Annotated in this window: 16 protein-coding genes, 1 pseudogene and 1 CRISPR repeat array; of the genes and pseudogenes, 5 read left to right on the top strand and 12 right to left on the bottom strand. The window is 38.9% G+C overall.

Going from position 1 to position 23,950, the window contains the following annotated elements; genetic code table 11:
* Positions 1–442: 442 nt before the first annotated feature.
* Together DVR12_RS18220 and DVR12_RS18215 are read left to right on the top strand one after the other, a co-directional pair.
* On the top strand, positions 443–1,432 hold the full coding sequence (locus DVR12_RS18220; protein ID WP_116977227.1) for a hypothetical protein: 990 nt from the start codon (positions 443–445) through the stop codon (positions 1,430–1,432).
* Between the two features lie 235 nt (positions 1,433–1,667).
* A complete protein-coding gene (locus tag DVR12_RS18215; RefSeq protein ID WP_116977226.1) occupies positions 1,668–2,690 on the top strand; it encodes an LLM class flavin-dependent oxidoreductase in 1,023 nt (340 codons plus the stop codon).
* 187 nt (positions 2,691–2,877) lie between these two features.
* Here the strand turns inward: DVR12_RS18215 and DVR12_RS18210 are convergent, their stop codons facing one another.
* From DVR12_RS18210 to DVR12_RS18175, 8 genes and pseudogenes are all read right to left on the bottom strand, one after another.
* On the bottom strand, positions 2,878–4,404 hold the full coding sequence (locus tag DVR12_RS18210; RefSeq protein ID WP_158563301.1) for an FRG domain-containing protein: 1,527 nt from the start codon (positions 4,402–4,404) through the stop codon (positions 2,878–2,880).
* A 320-nt stretch (positions 4,405–4,724) separates the two neighbouring features.
* A complete protein-coding gene (locus DVR12_RS18205; protein ID WP_116977224.1) occupies positions 4,725–5,354 on the bottom strand; it encodes a hypothetical protein in 630 nt (209 codons plus the stop codon).
* Between the two features lie 17 nt (positions 5,355–5,371).
* Positions 5,372–7,072, bottom strand: coding sequence for a GMC oxidoreductase (locus tag DVR12_RS18200; RefSeq protein ID WP_116977223.1), 1,701 nt, complete (start codon positions 7,070–7,072; stop codon positions 5,372–5,374).
* A 71-nt stretch (positions 7,073–7,143) separates the two neighbouring features.
* Positions 7,144–7,758 carry a 2,3-bisphosphoglycerate-dependent phosphoglycerate mutase gene (locus DVR12_RS18195; protein ID WP_116977222.1) on the bottom strand — a complete coding sequence of 205 codons (615 nt, stop codon included), beginning with the start codon at positions 7,756–7,758 and terminating at the stop codon, positions 7,144–7,146.
* Positions 7,759–7,938: 180 nt separating this feature from the next.
* A CRISPR array of direct repeats spans positions 7,939–8,827; the repeat unit is 30 nt; unit sequence ATTTCAATCTCATAATGATTCGATTAGCAC.
* A gap of 196 nt (positions 8,828–9,023) precedes the next feature.
* Positions 9,024–9,287, bottom strand: a complete 264-nt coding sequence (gene cas2 / locus DVR12_RS18190) for a CRISPR-associated endonuclease Cas2 (RefSeq protein WP_116977221.1) — start codon at positions 9,285–9,287, stop codon at positions 9,024–9,026.
* Positions 9,287–9,709 (bottom strand): annotated as a pseudogene (gene cas1, locus DVR12_RS28155) (CRISPR-associated endonuclease Cas1); the annotation flags it as partial. The pseudogene cas1 and the gene cas2, both read right to left, overlap by 1 nt.
* Before the next feature lie 405 nt (positions 9,710–10,114).
* Positions 10,115–10,906, bottom strand: a complete 792-nt coding sequence (locus DVR12_RS18180) for a CRISPR-associated endoribonuclease Cas6 (protein ID WP_116977219.1) — start codon at positions 10,904–10,906, stop codon at positions 10,115–10,117.
* Positions 10,907–11,032: 126 nt separating this feature from the next.
* Positions 11,033–11,524 carry a DinB family protein gene (locus DVR12_RS18175; RefSeq protein WP_116977218.1) on the bottom strand — a complete coding sequence of 164 codons (492 nt, stop codon included), beginning with the start codon at positions 11,522–11,524 and terminating at the stop codon, positions 11,033–11,035.
* Between the two features lie 129 nt (positions 11,525–11,653).
* Between DVR12_RS18175 and DVR12_RS18170 the strand changes: the two genes are divergently transcribed.
* The gene (locus DVR12_RS18170; RefSeq protein ID WP_116977217.1) at positions 11,654–12,625 is read left to right on the top strand and encodes a quinone oxidoreductase family protein; all 972 of its coding nucleotides are present in this window, start codon (positions 11,654–11,656) and stop codon (positions 12,623–12,625) included.
* Positions 12,626–12,685: 60 nt separating this feature from the next.
* Here the strand turns inward: DVR12_RS18170 and DVR12_RS18165 are convergent, their stop codons facing one another.
* The 3 genes from DVR12_RS18165 to DVR12_RS18155 all read right to left on the bottom strand — a co-directional run bounded on the left by DVR12_RS18165 (position 12,686) and on the right by DVR12_RS18155 (position 18,262).
* Positions 12,686–14,185 (bottom strand): RagB/SusD family nutrient uptake outer membrane protein, encoded by a 1,500-nt coding sequence (locus DVR12_RS18165; RefSeq protein ID WP_116977216.1) that lies wholly within the window; start codon positions 14,183–14,185, stop codon positions 12,686–12,688.
* Between the two features lie 40 nt (positions 14,186–14,225).
* A complete protein-coding gene (locus DVR12_RS18160) occupies positions 14,226–17,291 on the bottom strand; it encodes a SusC/RagA family TonB-linked outer membrane protein (RefSeq protein WP_116977215.1) in 3,066 nt (1,021 codons plus the stop codon).
* Between the two features lie 362 nt (positions 17,292–17,653).
* Positions 17,654–18,262, bottom strand: a complete 609-nt coding sequence (locus tag DVR12_RS18155; protein WP_116977214.1) for a hypothetical protein — start codon at positions 18,260–18,262, stop codon at positions 17,654–17,656.
* Positions 18,263–18,453: 191 nt separating this feature from the next.
* Between DVR12_RS18155 and DVR12_RS18150 the strand changes: the two genes are divergently transcribed.
* Entirely contained in the window at positions 18,454–19,185 is a 732-nt protein-coding gene (locus DVR12_RS18150; RefSeq protein ID WP_116977479.1) for a GntR family transcriptional regulator, read from the top strand.
* Between the two features lie 14 nt (positions 19,186–19,199).
* Complete coding sequence (locus tag DVR12_RS18145) at positions 19,200–23,198, top strand: DEAD/DEAH box helicase (RefSeq protein ID WP_116977213.1); 3,999 nt, start codon at positions 19,200–19,202, stop codon at positions 23,196–23,198.
* Here DVR12_RS18145 and DVR12_RS18140 read toward each other — a convergent pair.
* Positions 23,187–23,945, bottom strand: coding sequence for an SDR family NAD(P)-dependent oxidoreductase (locus tag DVR12_RS18140; RefSeq protein WP_116977212.1), 759 nt, complete (start codon positions 23,943–23,945; stop codon positions 23,187–23,189). The two genes, DVR12_RS18145 and DVR12_RS18140, sit on opposite strands and share 12 nt — an antisense overlap.
* Between the last annotated feature and the right edge of the window lie 5 nt (positions 23,946–23,950).

Genomic DNA, 23,950 nt, shown 5'->3' with positions numbered 1-23,950 from the left:
CGGGATTTGTTGCTCAATATTAATATTCCGTATTTTATATAAAAATAAATGAAAAATTATTAAAGATACAACTTCGCCTAACCCTGATATTTAGAGTAATCCTATGCTGTAGAATTTTTCATTTCATATTTATGAAAACGATTTAAAAACGACCAGTGATTTATGGTAACAAGTAAAGAATTAACTGTATTTACCTCCGGGTTATTTTTTTACTCTATTACTATTAGGAATTATAGAAAATTTAATAAAAATAATTCAATCTTTTTTAAAAGTTACAGAACAATATCAAGCTTGATTTTGTATTAGGCTAGCAAATATTTTGATAATTAATTAGTGGAATAAGTGATTCATAATCACTACTTAATGTTAAGATTTTTGTTCACAGTTCTTCCAAAATGGATAGAGCTATTTTATAACTCTAAAAGGAAAATTTAAAAGTTTTATGACTTCTAAAAAGTATTCGAACATTCCTCCAGGATGGGAAGGTGGATTCGCACAATCAAATTCTGCATTTGCCTATCCAAATCCAGACTTATCATCGTTGCCAATGCTAGATAATATGGATAACATCTCATTGCTTAAACGACAACAAAAAGTACAATGGCCGGAATTTAGTTGGGAGGCCCAAAAAGGGGCTTCTAATCCTGATAGATGTTTTGTGATGTTTTCTCCGGATATTTCCAGAATAGGTTATGACAACACAGGAAGAGTATATTCTATTATTTGTCCTCAGCAAGGTACCTTCATTCCTGGCGTAGGTACTATGAATGTAGAAGTAACTGTTACGGGCCAGGGAGGTTGGGTTGATGAATCAGATACAGTGAATAATCTTGCTGCTGATATGATGGTTTTAGGTAAGGTTTGGTTTAGTCCAAGTGCTAAACAAACTCCATTCGTTAAGAAGTTATGGGATAAGTTTAGTCAAAGCAATCTACCCTTTCCTTCAGATAAAAAAAATGCCATCAAAGTTACTACTCACAAAGCTCAAGATCCAAATCAGGGCATTTTTCCTGTTCGAAAAGGGGAAACAACAACATTTGAAAGTCCTGATTTTGCAAAGCACTATGAAGCATATGGAGTAGGAAATGTAGAAGTGCAGATGGGGCCAATCGTAAAGACAAATAATGAATATGTGGATACCTTTAACCAATTGGTTCTGGATCTTCACAACCTGTGCTCCGGCAATATGTTACAAAAGGACAATATACTAACATGGAATGTTTGGTTCACTGAGCCTAGCCTGGTTGACCAGGAAGAATGGAAAGAACATGCAGAATTATGGAGAGAATCAATTGATGTAGATCATACTAGTCCTACCGGAGAAGGAAGATCAGCAAGACATTTCGATGGTACTCCTTTTCAGCCAATTAAGGAGTTAGTAGATGCAAAGATCAAAGAAATTGCTGATTGGGTAGAAAAGCACCATCCATGAGTTATTGAAAATTGTTTTCTTTGAATCATAAATGAAGAAGTCTTCAGATCTGACCTGAAGACTTTTTCATTTATATAATACGCAAACTTATCTAAAATGATTTTGATTGAATGTTTATTAATTAAAGAAGTTGGCAAAATCAGCCAATACCTTGGTAAAGAATCTCGAAAAAAGAAATTGGTATAGCAAGTGAAAATTGGATAATATTGGGTATTATTTTTTTGAAAATAGATTTATGAAGAAGATAGGATTTTTGTCGTTCGGGCATTGGTCTAACCATCCGGCCTATAGAACTCGCTCAGCCAGTGATACGCTGCTTCAATCTATTGATTTGGCGGTTGCAGCTGAAGAAATTGGTATAGATGGCGCCTATTTTCGAGTTCATCATTTTGCAGCTCAGTTGGCTTCTCCATTTCCATTGCTTTCGGCTATTGGTGCCAAAACAAGCAAAATAGAGATTGGTACGGGGGTAATTGATATGCGTTATGAAAATCCAATGTATATGGTAGAAGATGCCGGTGCTGCGGATTTGATTTCGGAAGGGCGTTTACAACTGGGAATTAGCAGAGGGTCGCCTGAACAGGTGATCGATGGCTGGCGCTACTTTGGATATGAGCCTGCTGCCGGGGAAACAGATGCAGATATGGGCCGCCGTAAAGCCCTGGAGTTCCTGGATAAGTTGAAAGGTGTTGGGTTTGCTAAACCTAACCCTAATCCAATGTTTCCGAATCCACCTGGTTTGTTGCGTTTGGAGCCGTATTCAGAAGGATTGAGGGATCGTATCTGGTGGGGTGCCGCTTCAAATGCTACTGCTGTTTGGGCTGCTGAAAACGGTATGTTTCTGCAAAGCTCAACATTAAAGTATGATGAAAGTGGTAAGCCTTTCCATATACAACAGGCAGAACAAATCAGATTGTACAAAGAAGCCTGGAAAAAAGCAGGTCATAATCGCGAACCGAGAGTTTCTGTGAGTCGTTCTATTTTCGCTCTGGTAAATGACCAGGATCGCTATTATTTTGGTCAGGAAGGAAGAAGTGGCGATAAATTCGGAATGATTGAACCTGATAAACGTGCAATTTTCGGTAGAAGTTATGCAGCAGAACCAGATAAGCTCATAAAAGAATTAGCGGAAGATGAAGCGATTCAGGAAGCAGATACTCTTCTTCTGACTATACCCAATACATTGGGAGTTGAGTACAATGTGCATGTATTGTCCTCAATTTTAGAGCATGTGGCCCCAGGATTAGGCTGGCGGTAAAGTGTAGATAACAGGAACTATTAGTATTATACGAAGATGAAGTTAATAGTTATATGGGTATGCTTCAGAAAGCGATATTAAATTCATCTTGAATTTTGTATCGCTTTTTGTTTTAAACAAATTCTTGATGTAAAAATTTTAGATGTCGGATTAGTTGATCGACAATAAGAAAGTTCTCTAAGGATAACTATTTTAGTCCAAAAACACTCAAATGGTAGCAATCAAAAAAAACAGGTTGCCGGAATAATATGAATTGCCAGGGAATGATAAACCGACCGAATAATGCTTTAAATTTTGGAAATTCAAATATGTAGCGAGGGTTGTTTACGCATATCAATAATAAATCCATATCGTTTAAGCGAAACCTTTGATCAGGAACGAGTAGCTTTTTGATATCTGAACGTAAGGCATCTTTCAGGGCTGTTTGATGAATTAAAGCCTGAGAAGATACTTGATCATTGTAAGCAAACTCAATTTTAATAGCTTTTTCAAACAGCTCCTCTTCTAATGCGGATTGCTCTTGCGGATCCATAGTTTCAGCATTATGTGCCATTAGTAGAAGGATATTACTCAATGCACCAGCTATTTCTCCAGCAGAATATGGCAATCGCCGCATTCCGTCCCAAGCCCATGTAAGATTTCTGAACAACTTTAATTGATCAATATTGGACGGTAAATGAGTAAGTTTCCAGTTGATGCTTTTTTTGCGAAGATCTAACCTCGTTTCCAGTGCATGTTTTACATAATAATAGAGTATGTCACACATCGAACCTGGCGCCAGTTTACCTTCAAAATTTATTTCCACAGCTTCACCAATTGTTTGATCAAAAATTTCAATGGAATAATTTTTCCATGGTGCAGCAGGTTCATCGTTCCAGCTTGGGTGTTCTTTGAGTTCTGGTAGAAAAACTTCTGCGATGAATCCCTTTGGTATATCACTATGTGGAATAAACTCCCACTCGAATTTGGTATTTTGCCTTTTTTCTATTATTTGCCTTAAGTGTGTGAAATTAGAATTATCTTTTTCCATCCTAAAGTAGTGATCCAACAGATATTCGAGGGGGCTTTTTTGGTATGGATAGATAATATCTTTGGGTGGATAGATCGGATTACCAGTGTAAGGAAATAGAATTCTATCCATAGGATAATCTATTTCCCAATTATAATTACAGTAAAGGAAAACACCATGCTGTGATTGTAATCTCCATAGATTGTCGACATTAATTTCTATTAATCTAAGAATTGTGCCTTGCCTATTCTGTTCCAAATCTGAATTTTTGACAACTATTTCCATATTACTAGCGAAAATTTTTAGATCATTACTATCCAGACAATATATACAACAATTCATACTTGGTTGCTCTTTATAGTTGTCTGCAGAAAAAAAACCTGCGACAGCTGGCATAGTTGAAAAGTCAATAAAATTGGTTGAAAGACCGTAATGTTGACAAATAGCAAAAAATTCATCAATATGTTCATCTTCCAGCAAATATCTTAGTTGCTCAATTCCAGCCATCCATCTACGCAGCTCGATAATTCGAAGTAAATTTGAGTTCCTTTTTTTAGGATTATTAAGATTTCTAAGTGCTGAAGAATGTGGGGGCCATTCATGTGTTTGTCCTCTAAAATGATCATATTTTCCTTCTTCCTTGAACTTCTGGGCTAGCTCTATAGCTTCTTCTACGTTTTTTACATAATAGGTTTGGTAATTCATATAAGAGGGATTGAGGCCCTTTAAAATAATAAATCTAGATGATATCATTTTACAAATCATATTGAGCACCGATATTTTACAAATCAATATATGGAAGTGTCTTATTGGCATATAGATTTGCCCTAAAATAATTTGCCGATATTGATCTGGTTACCTCTTATAAACCAGTATATAATGAATCTGGTTTGCCATTAGGCAGACCAGGTTCATTATCATTTTCCGTCTAAGTAAATGGAGACTGAAAAGTTGGAGGCCTGTAGTCAAAACAATCTTAAGCCATTAATAACTGCAGCTAATCAGAAATCTATTTCTTGATCAGTCTAATTCATTAATAATCCATTCATAGTCTTCTTGCCATTCTTCCTGATAACTTGCTTAGTATCCAGGTTTTCAATCAATAAATACTTGTTGTATAATACTAGAAATTCTTCCTTATAAGATTTATATTCAAAATTTGTTGTTGAAAGAAAGAACATACGTCCAGAGTATACTCTGGTATTTTTATATTGTAAAAGTTCAATATCGAGAATCAGGATATTTAACTGAAAGAATAATTTTCTAACATTAAGAGAATACTCTTCGAACCTGATCTGATGAAAAATAATGTCGTAAAGTGTTGTCAGATATGGTGTTAAGCTGTCATTAGGATCGAGAATATAATGATTTGCAAGTTGAATCCCAGTACTCAGCATTAGTTCAAGAATAGCTGAACTCTCAGGATAGACATTATAGAAACTACCTCTCATTCTTAAATATTCAGCAATTATGTTTAAAGCTGAAATATCATTGGTAGAATTTTCGAGCAAATGTAAAAGGGCTCCAGATTTGAAAATCTTATAAGATAAAGTATCTTCAACTAAAATGTATTCTGGTTTTGAATTTAGATTGATATTAGTATAAGAGTCGTTTATTTCAGATAATAGGTCGGCAAGCAGTTCTTTTGGTTGCAATTTAGAATAATGTTTACTTAGAGATTTTGTTTTTTAAGTTCTTCTACCGCATAATTTGCTGCCCTGGCAGTTAAAGCCATATAAGTAAGGGAAGGGTTTTGACAAGCAGAAGAAGTCATACAGGCGCCATCGGTAACGAATATATTTTTCGCGGCATGCACCTGATTCCATTTATTAAGTACGGAAGTTTTCGGATCTTTTCCCATTCGGGCTGTTCCCATTTCGTGAATGGCCATTCCGGGGTAGGAGTCGCGATTAAATGGAGTAACGTTTTTAAGTCCGGCTGCTTCCAGCATTTCTACTGCATCCTGGTCCATATCCTTACGCATTTGTTTTTCATTCTCCCTGAAATCTACATTAAATTTCAGTACTGGCTGGCCCCAGGCATCCTTTATGCTGTTATCCAATGTAACTCTGTTATCTTCATATGGGAGACATTCTCCAAATCCCATCAATCCCATTTGCCAATTTCCGGGTTCAGACAAATAATCCTTAAATGTATTACCAATTCCTAATTCGGCAATACCTCTGGCCCAGCCAGATCTGCTACTATACCCTGTATATCCAAAGCCTCTTAAGTAAGAACGTTTATCCTTCCCAATATTTCTAAATCTGGGGATATAAAATCCGGCGGGTCGTTGACCGTAAAAATATTTATCCTGAAACTCATCGGAGCTTCCACTTGCACCGGCATGAAAGTGATGATCCATAAGGTAGTGACCTAATACACCACTATCGTTCCCTAATCCGTTTGGAAATCGATTTGAAACAGAATTCAGCAAAATAAAGGTACTTCCTAATGTAGATGCATTCAGGAAAATGATACGGGCATAGAACTCAGTAATTTCTTTAGAATGTTTATCGATCACCCTTACACCCGTTGCCTTCCCTTTATTTTCATCATAGATAATACTATTTACTATGGCATCAGTAACCAATGTCAGGTTGCCTGTTTTAGTTGCTGCCGGAAGGGTAGAGGATTGTGTACTGAAGTATGCCCCAAAAGGGCAACCTCTTGCGCAACGATCGCGATACTGGCACTTACCCCTATCGCCAATAGGTTGAGTAAGATTAGCCGTGCGGAAAATGGTCATTCTTCTTTCTGGAAACTTTGCTTCTAATCGCGTCTTGACTTGTTTCTCGAAACAGTTCATTTCCATTGGAGGTTGAAATACACCGTCTGGTAGGTGAGGAAGTCCTTCTGCCTGCCCGCTGATTCCTGCAAATGCTTCGACATGACTATACCAGGGAGCCAAATCTTCATATCTGATTGGCCAATCGATCCCAATTCCTTCTTTCGCATTAGCTTCAAAATCGAGGTTACTTAATCTTAGAGAACCTCTTCCCCACATGATGGATCTACCGCCAACGATGTTGCCTCTGGTCCAGTCGAACCGTTTTTCTTCCAGGTAAGGACTTTCGGAATCTTTCATCCAATAGTTCTCATTAAATTCGGAGTATACCCGCTCTCTGATCAGATAGGGATGATCTTTTTTCTGATCGTTGGTAACTGCACCCCTATATGGCGTTTCCCAGGGGGCAGCGGTGGCGGTAGTGTAGTCTTTTATATGTTCTAACTGTTTTCCTCTTTCGAGCATTAATACCTTCAATCCTTTCTCGCATAATTCTTTTGCAGCCCAACCCCCACTAATTCCAGATCCTATAACAATTGCATCAAAAGTATGATTTGTGTTGGCTTTTAGGTTCAGGTTAATCATAACGTGTGGTTTGAACTGAAAATAGTAAATCCCTATCTGAAATTTAAAAAATTAGGATGACCGGTATTGGATTACTTTATTGGTTCAAAGTGTAAAGAAGAAATGAATTGATCATCAAGCTGATATTCCGTAGGCACCCCAGTTGCTATTTCTTTTTTCACAATTTCTTCAGGACTTAATTTCTCCAAAAACATCTCTAAGGCCCTCAGACTATTTCCATGAGCAACTATCAAAACATCCTTTCCATCTTTCAGATATGGAAGTATAGTATTTACAAAATATGGTATCACCCTGTTATAAGTATCCTTCAGGCTTTCTCCACCTGGGGGCGCTACATCAAAGGATCTACGCCAGATATGTACCTGCTCATCTCCAAATTTCTTCGCTGTTTCAGCTTTATTCAACCCTTCGAGGTCTCCATATGCCCGCTCATTCAGCGCAGCATCTTTAAAAACTGGGATATCTTCAAGCCCACACTCTTTTAGTACGATATCAAGCGTATGTTGTGCTCTTATTAAAGTACTCGTAAACGCTATATCTATCTTTTCTCCCTTCAATTCATCGCCGGCTTTTATAGCTACTTCTACACCTGTAGGAGAAAGATCTATATCTTTCCAACCAGTAAATCTATTTTCAAGATTCCATTGCGATTGCCCATGGCGGATTAAGTATAATGTTGCCTGCATGAGTTTTTTTATTTTAACACATTAGAGAAGGGATGGTTTGATAATAGATTTTCAGCTCATTATGATTTGATTTACATTCAGTCAACCCAGGTGCTGTGAGCCTCACTCCTAAATATTATAATCTCATTACGATCCGATTAATACGCCTCATGGCGCGGGTAATGCTTGTTTGTGTCTGTTATTTCAATCCCATAATGATTCGATTAGCACTGTAAGCATTTTGGGGGTTGATTTAACCGGACTGCGCTTTCAATCTCATAATGATTCGATTAGCACCAGATTCAAATAACTTTAGGTATTTAGTTTAGCCTATTTCAATCTCATAATGATTCGATTAGCACGATAGTAAACAGGTAATAGATCCAGTGTCATTTATATTTCAATCTCATAATGATTCGATTAGCACCGTAATTCATATCGCATTATTTCAACATCAATTAAATTTCAATCTCATAATGATTCGATTAGCACTTTACCCCAGCTATTCCGGCGTATTGGCACCATGTTATTTCAATCTCATAATGATTCGATTAGCACATTTAATTGCAGCACGCTCCCAGTTTAAGGGATCATTATTTCAATCTCACAATGATTCGATTTGCACCTTTCTCGGTAGCTCCTTGACTTTAAATGTTGAACCATTTCAATCTCATAATGATTCGATTAGCACGCGACCGATGAGTTAATGCTTTTATTCCGGTAGATAATTTCAATCTCATAATGATTCGATTAGCACTATTTCTACGATGAACTTGGTGAACAAGTTTACTCTATTTCAATCTCATAATGATTCGATTAGCACTTTGTTAAGTTTCGCCTATTCCGTGAGCTGATAAATGAATTTCAATCTCATAATGATTCGATTAGCACCGAAATTGTTTGGCTAAAGACTAAGGACTTTTTCCAGATTTCAATCTCATAATGATTCGATTAGCACTGATACCCAAGGTTGGTATTTTCTTGTTTCAGATTCATTTCAATCTCATAATGATTCGATTAGCACAAAAGTTCGAGGCGAAATAACTGCAACAGGTCTTTCATTTCAATCTCATAATGATTCGATTAGCACCCGCCTCTATTTAATATAAAAAAACACAATTATCAATTACTTACAAAAAATTAAGGTGCCCATTTTTCAACTTTAAGTCGTCGACCTCCAATAACCGGATTTACCCTGGAGATCGACGACTAATGATAATCAGTTACTTATGTGTTTTTATGCGGCAAAACGGGTTTTTTATTATAGAATTCCAGGAGGTCGACGCCTACAGAATATTTGAGAGGTCATTTTTCTCTATGCCTACAATCTTTTTATCGAGCCATTTTTCCTGTCGGCTACTGAAGATAATAATACTATCCTTTTTTTCGTCCAAAATTTCTTTAGCTAAATTTATTAATTCTTTCAGCTTTACTTCAGATATTTCACCTTCGAATACACTATTTTGTATCCAGTTGAGATATTGCCGGCATAGCTTAAGCATTTTGCCTACTTTCTTTTCTGAGATATCATATACAAGTATAACATACATCACCACCAGGATTTAAAAGGTTTATATTCTTCTATATCAAGAATATGTTTAATTAATTTATAGCATTCCAACCGGATTAAATATTTATAACTAATGTTCCTTTTAAGACTCCTGTGATTGAAGGTTTCATGTAATCTTTCATCCCAATACTTAATAATTTTTTTTCTGGCATTATCTTTTAAAATACAACCATTGAGGTGAGAATCAAAATCATCAGATTGAATAATTTTCTTGTTAAGTAGATTGAAAATTAATCTATCAACTAATATTGGTTTAAATATCTCAGAAATATCTAACGCTAAAGAATAATGTCTGAATCCGGGTTCATGAAGAAAACTGATTGTTGGATTAAGTTGTGTATGATAGATCATATCCAAACAAACTGTGTAACATAGGGAGTTCAGAAAGGAAATTAGGGCATTGACTTCGTTTGGCTCCCCAGTTGTTTACATAGACTTTGGATATGTAGTCAACTATATATAGGATGTCTTTATCTCTAAATTGTGGTAAACTCCAAAGGGGCTTTATTACTAATCCTCCAATGTCGGAATAGGGATCGCCGGTTATTGAGGTTAACCAGGGATTATACAATGTCATGTTTAAATTGTTAATTAATTATCGCTACAGTAAAAGTTACCACTTCCCAAATATAGCTTTTGGAATAATGGCTAAACCTATTTTTCCTCACATGAATTTTAATACGTGAAATAAATAATAAACTGAAAAACCTACATACAGTTTCAATATAATGAATATATATAAGCTTAGGGAATGACTTTGTGGCAAAGGTTACTGACAATACCTTTAACCCACCATAAAGCCTTTCCTTACATATACACAAAACCACACCCAATCGTACTATTATAAATCCCACATCCTGTATTCACCAGCAATTCCAAAGCTTTTCCTGGTGCAGTCACCTTTAATCGGTAGTTATACCATGCCCTTACTTTTGTTTCCTCGTAAGTACCTTGTTTAATCGTGAGTAAACGGGAGCGGGGAGGGAGTTTATTGGGAACAATTTCCATGCTAACGGAAGCCATATCGCTGGCTGCAGATCCGAGACCATACATGGTTTCGTATTTTTCTTTCCAGTTGTGAATTAGCATTGCGGTAAATTCGGGATTGTCTGGAGAGAGGAATTCATAATGTGAATATTTTTCCTTTCTGCCCGAAACGATGGGAGAGAGAAGGTTTAACACTACCTCATTATTTTCTTCGTGTAGGGGTAGAGGTTTCTGTAATATTACTTCGGAGATTACAAAGTCTACGCCACTACGTTTATCTGAAATTGTGATATACTGATTAAGAAATAATCCGGAGATAAACTTCTCAGCAGCCGGGGGTAAATGAAAAGCTAAATTTAATTTGGCTTCGGGGCTGGTCATTCTTAAGCGATCACCTTCTATTTTAAAGGAACAGATGAGATCCGAGAATGTAAAAAATTTAAACGATTTTAAAGATTGCTCTTTCTGATAACCCGTATCATGCAAGAATTTGGCGTATTCTTCATCCGCACTGTTTATTATTTTGTAAATAACAGCGCTAATTGGATACTGATAATTAATTGGTAAAAGATTACTCTTGCTAATGGCTCTAAGCTTCAGTTGAATATGCATCTCTAAATTAAATATTGGGGGAAGAGACGAAGATAAATGAATTCAATCAACAAAAAAAGGACTAACAAAAAATGAATAAAACGAATAGCACAAAGTTGCGCTATTCGTTTTAGATATATACTAAAATTAATGTTCATCGGCACTCGGACCATAACTACCTGGAATTGGAATATCCAGCAGCCTTAAATACACGCCTAGTTGCGCCCGGTGGTGTACGGTCTGGCAATAGCTCATTCTGATAACTTCAGCTTTCGTAGAATGGTTATGGATAATTTCACCACTTCTTAATGTCCACATATCCTTTAATTGGTCATCATTTGCCTGCAGTAATTCCTGCTTACTTTTTTCAAAGTTGGAATCAAAGAAAGCCAGAAGTTCACCATTGTTTTTAATATCCGGCAAAGTGTATGGGTTCTTCTGAAAATCGTGTTCATTGGTGATAAGCGCCATTTTTACCCAGGCTGGTAATTCTGCCAGGTGTTTGGATAGCCAGATAAGAGATCCACTTTTAGCGTGAGGTTTCCAATCGTATTGGTCTTCGGGAATCAGTGCCAGCATCTTTTTGGTGGTAACAGCTTCTTTCTCGAATTCTTTGAGTAACATTTCAATTTGTGACATCTTATTTTGTTTTTGTATCACAAAGAAAAGATAGGGTTGTGACAGCCCTATGTCAGTAGTCTTAAAAAAATATGAAATTCTAACCCAAACAAAGGTTTTCTACATTTGTTAGTAAAAAAATGCTTGTCTATGAAAGCAGCAGTATTACATGCTTTAGGTGAAACACCTCGCTATGAAACGTATCCAGACCCAACCCCGGTAGCTGATAATGATATTGTAATTACCATGGAAGCAGCTGCTGTCAAAAATCTTGATAAAGGCAGGGCCAGCGGGGCTCATTATGCACCTCATAAAAACCTTCCCGAAGTAGTCGGAATCGACGGCATAGGCAGGTTAGCAGACGGTACCCGCGTTTATGCGAGTAGCAGCAGGGGTATGATTGCTGAAAAGGCGGTAATCAATAAAAATCAGTATGTGGTAATTCCCGAAGGGCTCGATTCCATCACTGCCGCAGCACTTCCTAATGCTATTATGGGCTCTGCACTGGCATTAAAATACAGGGCCAATTTGCAAAGGAATGAGGTGGTACTGGTAAATGGCGCAACTGGTGTTACGGGTCATGCGGCTGTTCAGATTGCCAAATACTATGGTGCCGGTAAAGTTATTGCTACCGGCCGAAATGATAATGCACTGCAGGCTTTAAAAAAGCTGGGTGCAGATCAGGTAATTTCGCTGGAACAGGATGATGACTATATACGGGCTCAGTTTAAAGCCCTGAACCAGGAAAGTCCTATCGATATTGTTATTGATTACCTATGGGGCCATCCGGTTGAATTGCTGATAGATGGTTTGAAGGGCGGTGGACTCAATCAGGTTTCCCATCGTACCCGCATTATTACTGTTGGCAGTATGGCAGGAGAAAATATTCTGTTAACTTCCGCGGCTCTGCGGAGTTCAGGTATTGAAATACTTGGTTCGGGCATCGGAAGCCTTTCTCCCCAGGCTATGCAGGAGCTTTATTCTAAGGTATTACCAGACTTATTTCAACAGGCAGCAAAAGGCAAGCTAAAACTGGCGACCATAACGGCTGAATTAAAAGATATTGAAACCGTATGGAATGCCACTATTCCTACGGGGAAGCGGTTGGTAATAACAATGTAATTAAAAAAGAAGAAGCGAAGAGAAATCTTCGCTTCTTCTTTTTTAACAGATATCAGATGATTATTTAAATCCAGGATTATTAGGTAACAAATTCTGATTGGCATCTATTTCCTGCTGTGGTACCGGGAACAACAGATTTTTCTCTGCAAAGGTAGCACCGAAAACAGTAGTATGACCAATGAAATCGTCCCAGTTGCCTGTTACGTCGTTATGTACTTTACGGGTACGTAGCATATCGAACCACATTTTATTTTCATAGCAAAGCTCCCAGTAACGTTGAATCCATACTTCATGCTCAAAATCGGTCATCGACATCTTGCCGATCGGAGTGAGTTGGGCTCTTCCTCTAATATCGTTTACACTCTGAGTAGCCAAAGCATCCTGTGTTCCTGTAGCTCTGTTGGAAGCTTCGGCGTACATGAGCTCTACATCTGCCAAACGATAGATCGTAAAGTTCAGATCAGATTTGGCAGTGGAGGTTACAGCCAAACTATCAAAGAATTTGTAGATATATGGCTGGCGGAACGTAACGATAGAGTTATCCTTTATACTTTTATAACTGCTATAAAAGAATTGTTTTTCAGCTCTGCGTTTATCTCCTGGCAAGTAAGTTGCCAGAAACTGAGAAGTAGGATATACAGATCCGTATTCATCAGAATATTTGGAAATACCGGAATAGTTAGGAATCAGGAGTGCTGTAAGCGGATTAGTGCTAGGAACAGCAGCTGAGTATTGTACCTGGAATATAAACTCTCCAATTCCCTTATTTGCCGGATTAATCATATCCGTATACTCTTTAAATAGCGTATTACCACTTTGCTCAATTACCATTTTAGATTCTGCTGCTGATTTTGCATAATAATCGGCTCCACCATTGATAGCTGCACCTGCGTAAGTCAGGTATACATCGGCTGTCAGGGAGTGGATGAAGCCTAGTGAAACAGTGGTAGCTCTCCATGGTAAAGTTGAATTGGCTGCGGCTACCAGGTCAGGTATGATGATCTCATCATAAATCTGCTTAGCCGGAGTACGTGGAAAATAGATATTCAGATCCTGAGCCATTTGGGTAACCTTTGGCACAGCGCCGTACATGCGTACCAGGTAGAAATAATACAATGCTCTTAAGGCTTTTGCCTCTGCCAGCATATTGGTCTTTTCCACATCTGTCAACACCGTGAAAGTTGGTAACTTTTCAATGGCAAGATTACAGGCTCCTACTCCGAGGTATAATTGTTGCCACCAGGTATCAAAATAAAAACTCGAAGGAATATAGCTTAGACTGGAAAAGGTAGAAAAACCTGTTTGTCCAAGATCACTGTTTGATTTACCAGTCAGGAATTCCATGACGTTATAAACGTTACCTCCATAGGAAGATGGCTGACCAGCCAGGAAGCCCTGCAAATATTTATAACATCCAACTGTGTATGCCTGTGCTACTTTTTTACTTGTTAGGTTAGCATCAGGAGATATAAATCCTGTAGGTTTTTCTTCCAGAAATTTCTTACAGGAAAAACTCATTAACACGAGCAATGAGATTAGTATATAATTGATCTTTTTCATTTTCAAATGGTTTAATGACAAAAAAAGCTTTAACTCATGACTAGAATCCCAGATTTACACCCAAATTCCAAACGCGTGGACGTGGATAAGGGAAGAAATCGATGCCTTGAGAGAAAGCTGAGTTTGAACCATAAGTAGAGTTAAAGGTATCTATCTCCGGATCATAGCCAGTGTACTTGGTAATGATAAACAGGTTTTGAACACTGAAGTAAATACGGAACTTGTTAAGTTTTGATCTGTTTAAGAAGTCCGGAGAAAAATTATATCCGAGAGTAAAGTTCTGACCACGGATATAAGAACCATCTTCTACCCACCAGGTATCGAAGTGTGAGTCCTGAGCGTATTTATAGCTACGTACCTGTGATATATAGGTGTTCTGATGATCAGGTGTCCAGGCGTCTAATACAGTTTTTAAGCTATTTGCAATTGTTTGTCTGTCTTCTGCTGAGTGTTTGAAGGCAGCAGCTGTATTAATACCCTGAACAAAGCGGATATCAGCAGTCAGATCCCATTGTTTATATTTGAATGTAGTGCTGAAAGTTCCTGTCCATTTTGGGTATGCACGACCAATGATTCCATATACAGGGTCGTTGGTTCCCGGATAATAAAGGTATTTACGGTCACCTGTTTTAAGATTATGTGTAGCTGCTTCTGCTGCTTCATCAGAGCCATAGGTGCCCAGGCGGTACATTCCGTAAAATGATCCGATCGGTTCTCCAACTCTCAGAATATTTGTTTGTCCGAGGAAGTTAGGGCCAGGGAAGATGTCAGCATTTCCTGCACCGCTATTCAGACTAAGGATTTTGTTTTTGTTGGTTGCGAAGATGAAATTGGTTGTCCAGGTAAAATCTCTGTTTTTGATGTTGGTAGTTTGAAGGTTTACTTCCAACCCTGTATTTCTTACTGAACCTATGTTTTTATACACAAATGCATCCTGGAAGCCAGCTCCCCATGGAATAGGAGCTCTTAACAACAGATCCTTCGTAGTACGTGTATAGAAATCAACATTTAAATTAATTCTGTTGTCTATTGCCAGTAATTCTACGCCGGCATCAAACTGTAAGGAACGTTCCCATTTAAGGTCTGGGTTTCCAAGATAACCTGGAATTAAACCTGCATTATTGGCGTTATTTAATACCACCTGGGTAGTTCTGATTTGAGGAATACTTTGGTATTGACCAATTTCCTGGTTACCGGAAACACCGTAGCTGGCACGCAATTTCAATTCATTGATTCCTTTGCTGTTTTTCATGAAGTTTTCCTGGGAAATACGCCATGCTGCTCCAATGGATGGGAAGAATGCATATTTATTGTTTTTACCAAATTTGGAGGAACCATCCACCCTTCCTGTTCCTGTAAACAGGTATTTGTCCATGAGGTTATATGTAGCACGGGCAAAATAGGAGTTCATTGACCAGGAATAGTCGCTGGATTCGGAGGTTTGTTTTACAGTACCACCTGCCAGGTTATTCCATTGGAAGAAGTCATCAATGAAGTTCTGAGTTTCTACGTTTACATATTCCTGTTTATATTGTTGGAAGGAAATACCCAATAAGGCAGTCAGGGCATTATTAGCATTGAACTTCTTATCGTATGTAAAGTAGTTTTCTGATTGCCAGTATTTACTTGTTGTATTATTGATTCTTCCTACACCACCCTGATCCTGGGATAAGTGAGGCAGATTCATGGCAGAATAGTAGTTACTTTTCTGGCTAAATAATGAATAGCCGAAATCTGATTTAAAGTCCAGTCCTGGAATGATATGGAAGAGAGCATAAGCATCTCCCAATGCATTTATATTATTATTCAGCGTATAGCGGTTATTAGCAATATGCACAGGGTTAGGACCACCTTCCAAACCGGCTATATCGAAGTTGCCGGCCCAGGTACCATCAGGATATTTTACTGGTACAATAGGTACTTCTTCTGTCACCATTCTGGCAACGTTTAAGGAACCGTTACCATCAGAAACCAACCTTTGTTTGCTGGATACCAGGTTGATATTACCTCCCATCTTCAGCCATTTTTTAATATCGGTGTCGATGGTAAGGCGGGATGAGTAGCGTCTGAACCAGGATTCGATCATCAAACCGTTCTGATCTAAATAACCCAGGGAGAAGCTATATAAAGTTTTTTCATTACCTCCCTGCACATTTAACTGATGGCTGGTAGATACTGCTGGTTTATACGTTTCTTTTTCCCAGTTGGTATTATATAATGGTTTGTCGTTTTGATCGAACAGCTTAGGGTAGTTGATATGATTCAGTTCTAAATGCGGAACGAGGGTACCGAATTTAGCATCATTCGCAAATGCTGTATTATATACCTTGATGAATTCTTCTGAATTCAGGGTAGGCATATGACGGGCAAGTGTGCTGACGTTTACATCGCCCTGGTAGGAAATTTCTGTGGGGCCTGGGCGTCCCCGTTTGGTTGTGATCATGATTACACCATTAGCACCGCGGGCACCGTAGATAGCTGTTGAAGAGGCATCTTTCAGTACCTCAACGGAAGCAATATCATTTGGATTGAGCTGGTTGGCATCTACTCCGATTACTCCATCTACTACATAGATAGGGTCTACGTTGGAGTTGAAGGAACCGATACCGCGTATACGTACTTTGGCGGGTTGACCAGGAGCGCTACTGTTGATGTTTACATCAACACCGGCTACTTTACCCTGGAGGGCCTGTGAAACGTTGGGTACTGGCATATCCATCAGTTTATCTGCCTTTACAGTTGCAACAGCTCCTGTGAGGTCAGATTTCTTAACGGTACCATAACCGATAACTACAATGTCGTTGAGGGTGCTCACCTGTTCGGATAAAGCAACATTGATCACCGTCTGAGCACCTACCGGTACTTCTTTAGTTGCAAATCCAGTAAAGGAAATGACCAAAATGGCATTTTGATTGGGTACCTGAACAGTATAATTACCAGCTTCATTGGCAATTGTACCGGAGGAGGTACCTTTAATAGCGATTGTGGCATTGGGGATAGGGCTGCCATCGTTAGCGTTGGTCACTTTCCCGCTAACTCTAATTTGAGCCATTGCATGCATGGAAAATAACAGGCATGCAAGCGCATAGACCAGGATTTTTTTCATAACAATTCTTTAGAGATCATGAAATAATAATCAATCAATTTGTTCTGATACTAAAAGGTGTGGTTTACATTAAGATTAGAGACTTTGAACCACGGTTGATTACAAGTGTTTTCGTTTATTCATGTATTACGATTTTTTGGAAACAAGTGTCCGGCATCTGATTTTGGCTGATCATAAATCATTTTTCGATCCGGTTGAATTAACGTTTAACCAAGTGATTTAATAGACTATCAGAATAAATAATGACTAAAGGCCATCAATTGTTTATTCCTTGCTGTTGATTTAATGCCCATTTTTTCAACATTACGATGGTGTCAAACAATTCAATAGTGTTCCAAGTGCCATTGGAGGGGCCCTTTACATCAAACCATTCGTAAAAAATTACACGTGTAAGCATTGGAGTTAGAGCACCCAGTGCTTCCTCGAACAAATTCCTGTTTAATTAATACCTGAGTCTTTGTGGCGCTGGAATTACCATGCTTCTCATAAACATTTTGCGCCATTTTAGGATATACTGATAGGGGATAAGGAGGACAAACAGTCATGCCACTTTTAGCATCATTTCGGACTGTTTCATAAGCAAAAAGACAGATCTTCGGAATCTCCCGGATCGTCTCAACAAACATTACATTGTCATAAGCAATAACCGACCTTTTCGGTTGCCCGTTAATTGTGCCATTTCGACCTTTTGTACCGGCACCAATTAAATAATAGTTATTCGGCTTACAATATTGCAATGAAGGTTTAATTCGTTGCAAAATCGTTTTACCATTGAGAAATAAAAAAATTATCGAGCGCTTATCAGTAACTGAAATATACTGAAAAGGCATCTCTGCAAGTGATTTTTTTGTTTTTTTAAATTGATATTGAAAAAGTATATTTTCTCCTAAAGAAGCCGGGGAATAGCTACGTTCCATCTGATTGATGAACGGTCTTAAGCCTGAGATTATGGAAAGAAAATCGTTTCTCATAATGTGGAACCCGGATTATTATGTACAAACATATAAACATAAATTAATTATAACAAGAAAATTTAAAGAATAGAGATAATATATTATTATTCATATTATTAAGAATTAAATAAAATTTAATTTTTATGCAAAATCGATAAACTAACAGGGCTTGTTTGTTTTTCTTACTTATTTCCAGTTGCTTTGCACGCATGAATTTGAGTATTGATCATAAAAATCCTTTGCCCCTTCATATACAGGCAGAGAACTTGTTGCGCAACATGATCCGGGACCCGCAATATGCAGGGGGCAAATTCTTTCCGAATGAAGTACAACTAGCCAAGCAATTAGCCATTTCCAGATCCACCCTTCGTCATGCAATTAATAAACTGGTCTATGAAGGCCTGCTGGTACGTAAAAAAGGTGTTGGAACCAAAGTAGCTGAAGCAACCATCAGCTCTAAATCAAAAAATTGGCAAAGCTTCACTCAGGAAATGACAGCAAGAGGAATTGTGATCAAAAACTTCGAACTTCATGTCACCTGGGTACTCCCCGATGAAAATATTGCCAATTTCTTCGAAATAGAACCTACCAAGAAAATATTAAAATTAGAAAGACTCAGAGGTAAAGCAGAAGGCCCCTTCGTCTATTTTATTTCCTACTTCCACCCAAGGGTTGGACTCACCGGAGAAGAAGACTTTAAACGCCCACTGTACGATATCCTGGAAAAGGATTACATGACTATTGCCACTCTTTCCAAAGAAGAAATCAGTGCCAAATCTGCCGATAAATTTCTCGCATCCAAACTCGAACTAGAATCAGGTAGCCCTATTCTGTTCCGTAAACGTTTTGTATACGACCAGGGCGAAAGACCTATTGAATACAACCTAGGATATTACCGGGCGGATAGCTTCGTTTATACTGTAGAAAGCAGAAGAGAATAGCTACATTTGCCGGTATGGTGAATGAACAATATTACCGGCAGCAATACAAGGAACTGAGCATAGAAATGAAATACATCGTAGATGTCCTCTCATTCTATCTTCATCCCCTGGAACATCATATTATTATCGATGCGCTAAAGAAACTTACACCGTTGCAAGATGCCGATATCGCCGCTCTTGTAAAAATTCTCATCGCAAAAAAACTGGTAGTTAAACAAGTCACTGGAACCTATTCTGTACCTCCTGCACTCAACTTCCTGATTTTCCCGGAAGTAGTTTCAAATCCTGATTATTCCTTTTTAACTCAACTTACCCGCGGTATAAATCCTATCTTCTTTCAGGTTAATATCCGCGCCCAGGAATTCCAACAATTGCTAACTGCTTATTTTACGGGTAGCAGGTCCTTGCTGCTCCTGCCCGTAAAGAAACTGGAACAAGAGCTTTCCAGTTATTTACCTGCTATCTCATACCTGCTCTACTTTCCTGTTTATACAGATTTACTGAATTATTTCAGTCAGGAAAGTATGGATAAACTGGTAGAATATGCATTAAACGATCAATTATTAAAACTTGCTCCACTTCAGGAGCTATCAATATTCGCTGATCAATATTCTTATGCCTATCCGTTAATTCCTTTACTTCAAGGCACTCTCACTACCGGTTCTGATTCGTTTTACTGGAAAGGGGTAGAAGGTTTGTATTCCGGAAAAATAGAGGAGGCTCAAAGCTTCTTCAATAAAGGACTTAAGGCACAGCGCCAGCTGGATAAAAAGAATACACTCCCTGCTTCTTCTGTTTGGGCTTTCTACTATGCGTATTTACTCACACAGTTATCTGGAAAGGAGATTACTGCACTTGTAGAAAAGTTAACGACCAGCTACGATAGAAAGTCGATCCCCGATTTTATTCCTGCAATTTGCTTATTGCATCTTCATGCTGGTCGTAAGGAAAAAGCTGAAAATCAATTGCTGCTGATCCTCGAACGTAATGATAGCCCTTTACTTAGTTTATTGGCCATTCTAAGTCTGAAATTGTTTCATCCCCGCAGTAAGTTGCTAAAACAATTCTATCCGTTAATTGGGCAGCTTTTATCGGAATCTGTGGCTGCTAAATACAACCTCCTGGCTTATGAACTTTTAGGATTATATCAGGAAGAAAATTATATGGGTTATGAAACATTATTTCACCAACTCAATAAACAAATAGGAACTCCATCATTATTTTTACAATCTGCACCTGCACCGGAATGGGAACGTTTGCTGAATATCTTACTGGAAACAGAACAAAATAACAATAAGGCTAAAACTCCTGAAGCTACCAGGATTATCTACCTGCTAGACTTCAATCATTATACCATACAACCAATTATACAATCATACCAAGGCAATAGCTGGAGTAATGGCAGGAATTTAGCACTTAAAAAACTTAAGGAAGGTAAGATGCAAGGCATGACCGACCAGGATTTCAGAATTGCCAATACCATTCAGAAAGATCATTATTACAATAATGATGGAGAGCATTATTCTTTCAGCGAAAGGGTTTGGCAGGAGATTGCCGGTCATCCGTTTTTATTTGCTGATGACGCCAGTACTAATGTTGAGGTGATCATTGGGAAACCTGAGTTAAGTATTAATACCAACAGTTATGGCTACACGTTTTCTGCTAATCTGCAAGATTTCTCAAGTAATACCGTTTTCGTCCGTGAATCTGAAACAAGGCTAAAGGTAATTCAACTAACTCCTCAGCAAAGAAAATTATTGCAAACCTTAGATCAGATAGCCTATGTGCCTGAAACTGGAAAAACGAAACTAACGGAGGTAATTAAAAGCCTGGGTACTCATCTTACCATCCATGCCGATATTGGAGAATTGAACGCAGATTTGATGAAGGTAACGGCCGATGCTCGTATAGTAGTGCAACTGGTACCTCTGGGAGAAGGCCTTAAAGGTGCATTTTATGTAAAACCATTTAATGCAGAACCCCCATACTGCAAACCCGGTAAAGGTGCCTTACACGTCATTGGAATAAGCAAGGGAATAAAAGTGCAGACAACCAGGAACCTCGAAGAGGAACAACGTTTATTCCATAGCTTTTTATCCCTCATCGAAGGAATCGTATCTTCTGAATTTACAGAAGATGCCATCATTTTCGAAGACCCTTTAGATTGTCTCGAATTACTGGAAATCATTCAGCAAAATCCCGATATTGTTAGGGCAGAATGGCCGGAAGGGGAACGATATAAGGTTACTAAATCTGCCGGCTTTATGCATCTTCGCATGTCGATTCAGGAAAAACATCACTGGTTCCAGTGTGAAGGTGAACTCAAGGTAGATGAAGATACCGTACTGTCTCTGCAATCATTATTAGATACTACCAGAACATCCAAGAAGAGATTTATTGAATTACAGGGAGGAGCATATCTTGCCCTTAATTCAGATCTGCGTAAAAGGCTCAATGAATTAGCAATAGCATCTGTTTTTGATCATGGAAAAATAAATATTCAACCCTTCGCTTTACCGCTTCTGGATGAGTTATTGGAGAAAGCCGGTAGTGTAACTACCGATAAAGGTTTTGATAAATTTGTACATAAAAGAGCTGCTGCCTTAATGGAGCAGGCAACTGTACCGGTTGCGCTGCAAACTACTTTAAGGCCGTATCAGGAGGAAGGCTTCCACTGGATGACCAGGTTAGCTGCATGGGGAGCAGGCGCTTGCCTCGCGGATGATATGGGACTCGGAAAAACTATTCAGGCTATTGCATTGCTGTTACACAGGGCCGAAGATGGGGCGGCACTGATTATTTGTCCGGCATCCGTGATACCAAACTGGATTAGTGAGATCAATAAATTTGCACCAACTCTAACTGTAGTTTCCCTGGCGCAGGGCGACAGAGCTGCTATCATTAAGAATGCGGGTCCATTTACTGTAGTTCTTACTACGTATGGGGTTCTGCAAACCTCCGATGAGCTGCCAGCTACAAAGTGGCATACTATCGTTTTAGATGAAGCGCATACTATTAAGAACTTCCAGACTAAAACTGCCAGGGCTGCATTGAAGTTGCAAGGTACTTTCAGGTTAATGCTAACTGGAACGCCTATACAAAATCATACTTTGGAACTGTGGAGTTTGTTTAATTTCCTGAACCCAGGACTATTGGGCTCTCTTGAACATTTTAATAAACAATTTGTATTTCCTGCTGTAAGAAATCCGGCAGCTGAAATCAAGCAGCATTTAAGAAAACTGGTGTCTCCGTTTTTATTAAGGCGTACAAAAACAAGTGTATTGGATGAATTGCCTCCAAAAACAGAGATTACAAAGCTGATAAGATTATCGCCTTCAGAGAAGGCATTTTATGAGGCTTTGCGGCGTACAGCTTTAGAACATATCAAAACGCAGGAAGGAAAACATGGACAACAACATATCAGGGCATTGGCCGAAATTACAAGGCTAAGATTGGCGGCCTGTAATCCGGCCCTGGTAGATACTGAAACAGATATTCTGTCATCCAAGTTATCGGCGTTCCAGGAAATTGTTGAAGAACTGATAGCCAATAATCATCGTGCTTTAGTGTTTAGCCAGTTCGTTCAACATTTGGGGTTAGTAAAACAGGCGTTAGACAGATTAGGCATTGAATACCTGTATCTGGACGGGAGTACTACTATCAAACAAAGAGAGCAACGGGTGAAGGAGTTCCAGGCGGGCAAAGGTGCCCTGTTTTTAATTAGCCTCAAAGCTGGTGGGCAGGGCTTGAATCTCACGGCAGCCGACTATGTCATCCAATTAGACCCCTGGTGGAACCCTGCAATTGAAGACCAGGCGGCCGATAGGGCGTATCGTATAGGGCAAACCAGGCCTGTAACGGTATATCGACTGGTAGCAGAACAAACCATAGAAGAGAAAATCATTCAACTGCATCATCTGAAGAAGGAGTTGGCCGAACAGTTATTAACTGGTAGTGAGGCTGCGGGCAGCCTCACTACAGAAGATTTGCTGGATTTATTATCAGAAGGGTGAAGGACTGATGCTAGTCCAGCCGCCATCAACAATCAGGCTTTGACCAGTAATATGGCGCGCCTGCTCTGAAACCAGGAAAAGTGCCGCCTGTGCAATATCTGACGTATAAGCCGGCCTGCCGGTTGGAGTAAGCTCCGACCATGTTTTTTCATAGGTCGGATCGTCCATTGTTCTTTCAGTGAGCGTAGCTCCCGGAGCAATTGTATTTACAGTGATGTGATGTGCAGAAAGCTCAATTACGAGGTTTTTAGCCAGCATTTCAAGGGCGGCTTTGCTCATCCCATAGGCAGCAAGGTCTTTATGTGCCTGGTGCCCCGTAACAGACGAGGTAAAAAGAATAGAGCCTCCGTTTTTCTGGAGCTTCATCTGATTAGCTGCGGCTTGTGCAAGGAAGAAGGTTCCACCTAAATTTACCTGCATTACCCGGTTGAAGGCTTCAGGAGTATACGTAAAAAAATCGCCGAATAAAGTGATACCTGCATTAGCGATAACAACATCCAGACTGCCATAATTTTTAACAGCCATATCTACCATCCGTTTAATGAAAGTAGTATTGCTGGCATCACCGTACATGGCCTGGCAAATTCCATTTTTAGAGCTGATCTCAGAGGCAGCAGTATTAGCCAGTTTTTCATCCAGGTCATTCAATATAACAGATGCACCTTCAACAGCCAGCTGTCTGGCTATTTCAAAACCAATTCCTTGTCCTGCTCCTGTAACAATAGCTACTTTTTTATGAAATCTCATAACAA

It is taken from the genome of Chitinophaga silvatica, from assembly GCF_003419895.1.
GTDB classification, from domain to species: domain Bacteria; phylum Bacteroidota; class Bacteroidia; order Chitinophagales; family Chitinophagaceae; genus Chitinophaga; species Chitinophaga silvatica.
This window is presented reverse-complemented; position numbering and strand designations above follow the sequence as displayed.

What these genes read in the sequence shown, in the direction of transcription:
- DVR12_RS18220 (WP_116977227.1), top strand. Translation starts at nt 443, where the DNA reads ATGACTTCTAAAAAGTATTCGAACATTCCTCCAGGATGGGAAGGTGGA.
- DVR12_RS18215 (WP_116977226.1), top strand. Translation starts at nt 1,668, where the DNA reads ATGAAGAAGATAGGATTTTTGTCGTTCGGGCATTGGTCTAACCATCCG.
- DVR12_RS18210 (WP_158563301.1), bottom strand. Translation starts at nt 4,404, where the DNA reads ATGAATTACCAAACCTATTATGTAAAAAACGTAGAAGAAGCTATAGAG.
- DVR12_RS18200 (WP_116977223.1), bottom strand. Translation starts at nt 7,072, where the DNA reads ATGATTAACCTGAACCTAAAAGCCAACACAAATCATACTTTTGATGCA.
- DVR12_RS18195 (WP_116977222.1), bottom strand. Translation starts at nt 7,758, where the DNA reads ATGCAGGCAACATTATACTTAATCCGCCATGGGCAATCGCAATGGAAT.
- cas2 (WP_116977221.1), bottom strand. Translation starts at nt 9,287, where the DNA reads ATGTATGTTATACTTGTATATGATATCTCAGAAAAGAAAGTAGGCAAA.
- DVR12_RS18180 (WP_116977219.1), bottom strand. Translation starts at nt 10,906, where the DNA reads ATGCATATTCAACTGAAGCTTAGAGCCATTAGCAAGAGTAATCTTTTA.
- DVR12_RS18175 (WP_116977218.1), bottom strand. Translation starts at nt 11,524, where the DNA reads ATGTCACAAATTGAAATGTTACTCAAAGAATTCGAGAAAGAAGCTGTT.
- DVR12_RS18170 (WP_116977217.1), top strand. Translation starts at nt 11,654, where the DNA reads ATGAAAGCAGCAGTATTACATGCTTTAGGTGAAACACCTCGCTATGAA.
- DVR12_RS18165 (WP_116977216.1), bottom strand. Translation starts at nt 14,185, where the DNA reads ATGAAAAAGATCAATTATATACTAATCTCATTGCTCGTGTTAATGAGT.
- DVR12_RS18160 (WP_116977215.1), bottom strand. Translation starts at nt 17,291, where the DNA reads ATGAAAAAAATCCTGGTCTATGCGCTTGCATGCCTGTTATTTTCCATG.
- DVR12_RS18155 (WP_116977214.1), bottom strand. Translation starts at nt 18,262, where the DNA reads ATGAGAAACGATTTTCTTTCCATAATCTCAGGCTTAAGACCGTTCATC.
- DVR12_RS18150 (WP_116977479.1), top strand. Translation starts at nt 18,454, where the DNA reads ATGAATTTGAGTATTGATCATAAAAATCCTTTGCCCCTTCATATACAG.
- DVR12_RS18145 (WP_116977213.1), top strand. Translation starts at nt 19,200, where the DNA reads ATGGTGAATGAACAATATTACCGGCAGCAATACAAGGAACTGAGCATA.
- DVR12_RS18140 (WP_116977212.1), bottom strand. Translation starts at nt 23,945, where the DNA reads ATGAGATTTCATAAAAAAGTAGCTATTGTTACAGGAGCAGGACAAGGA.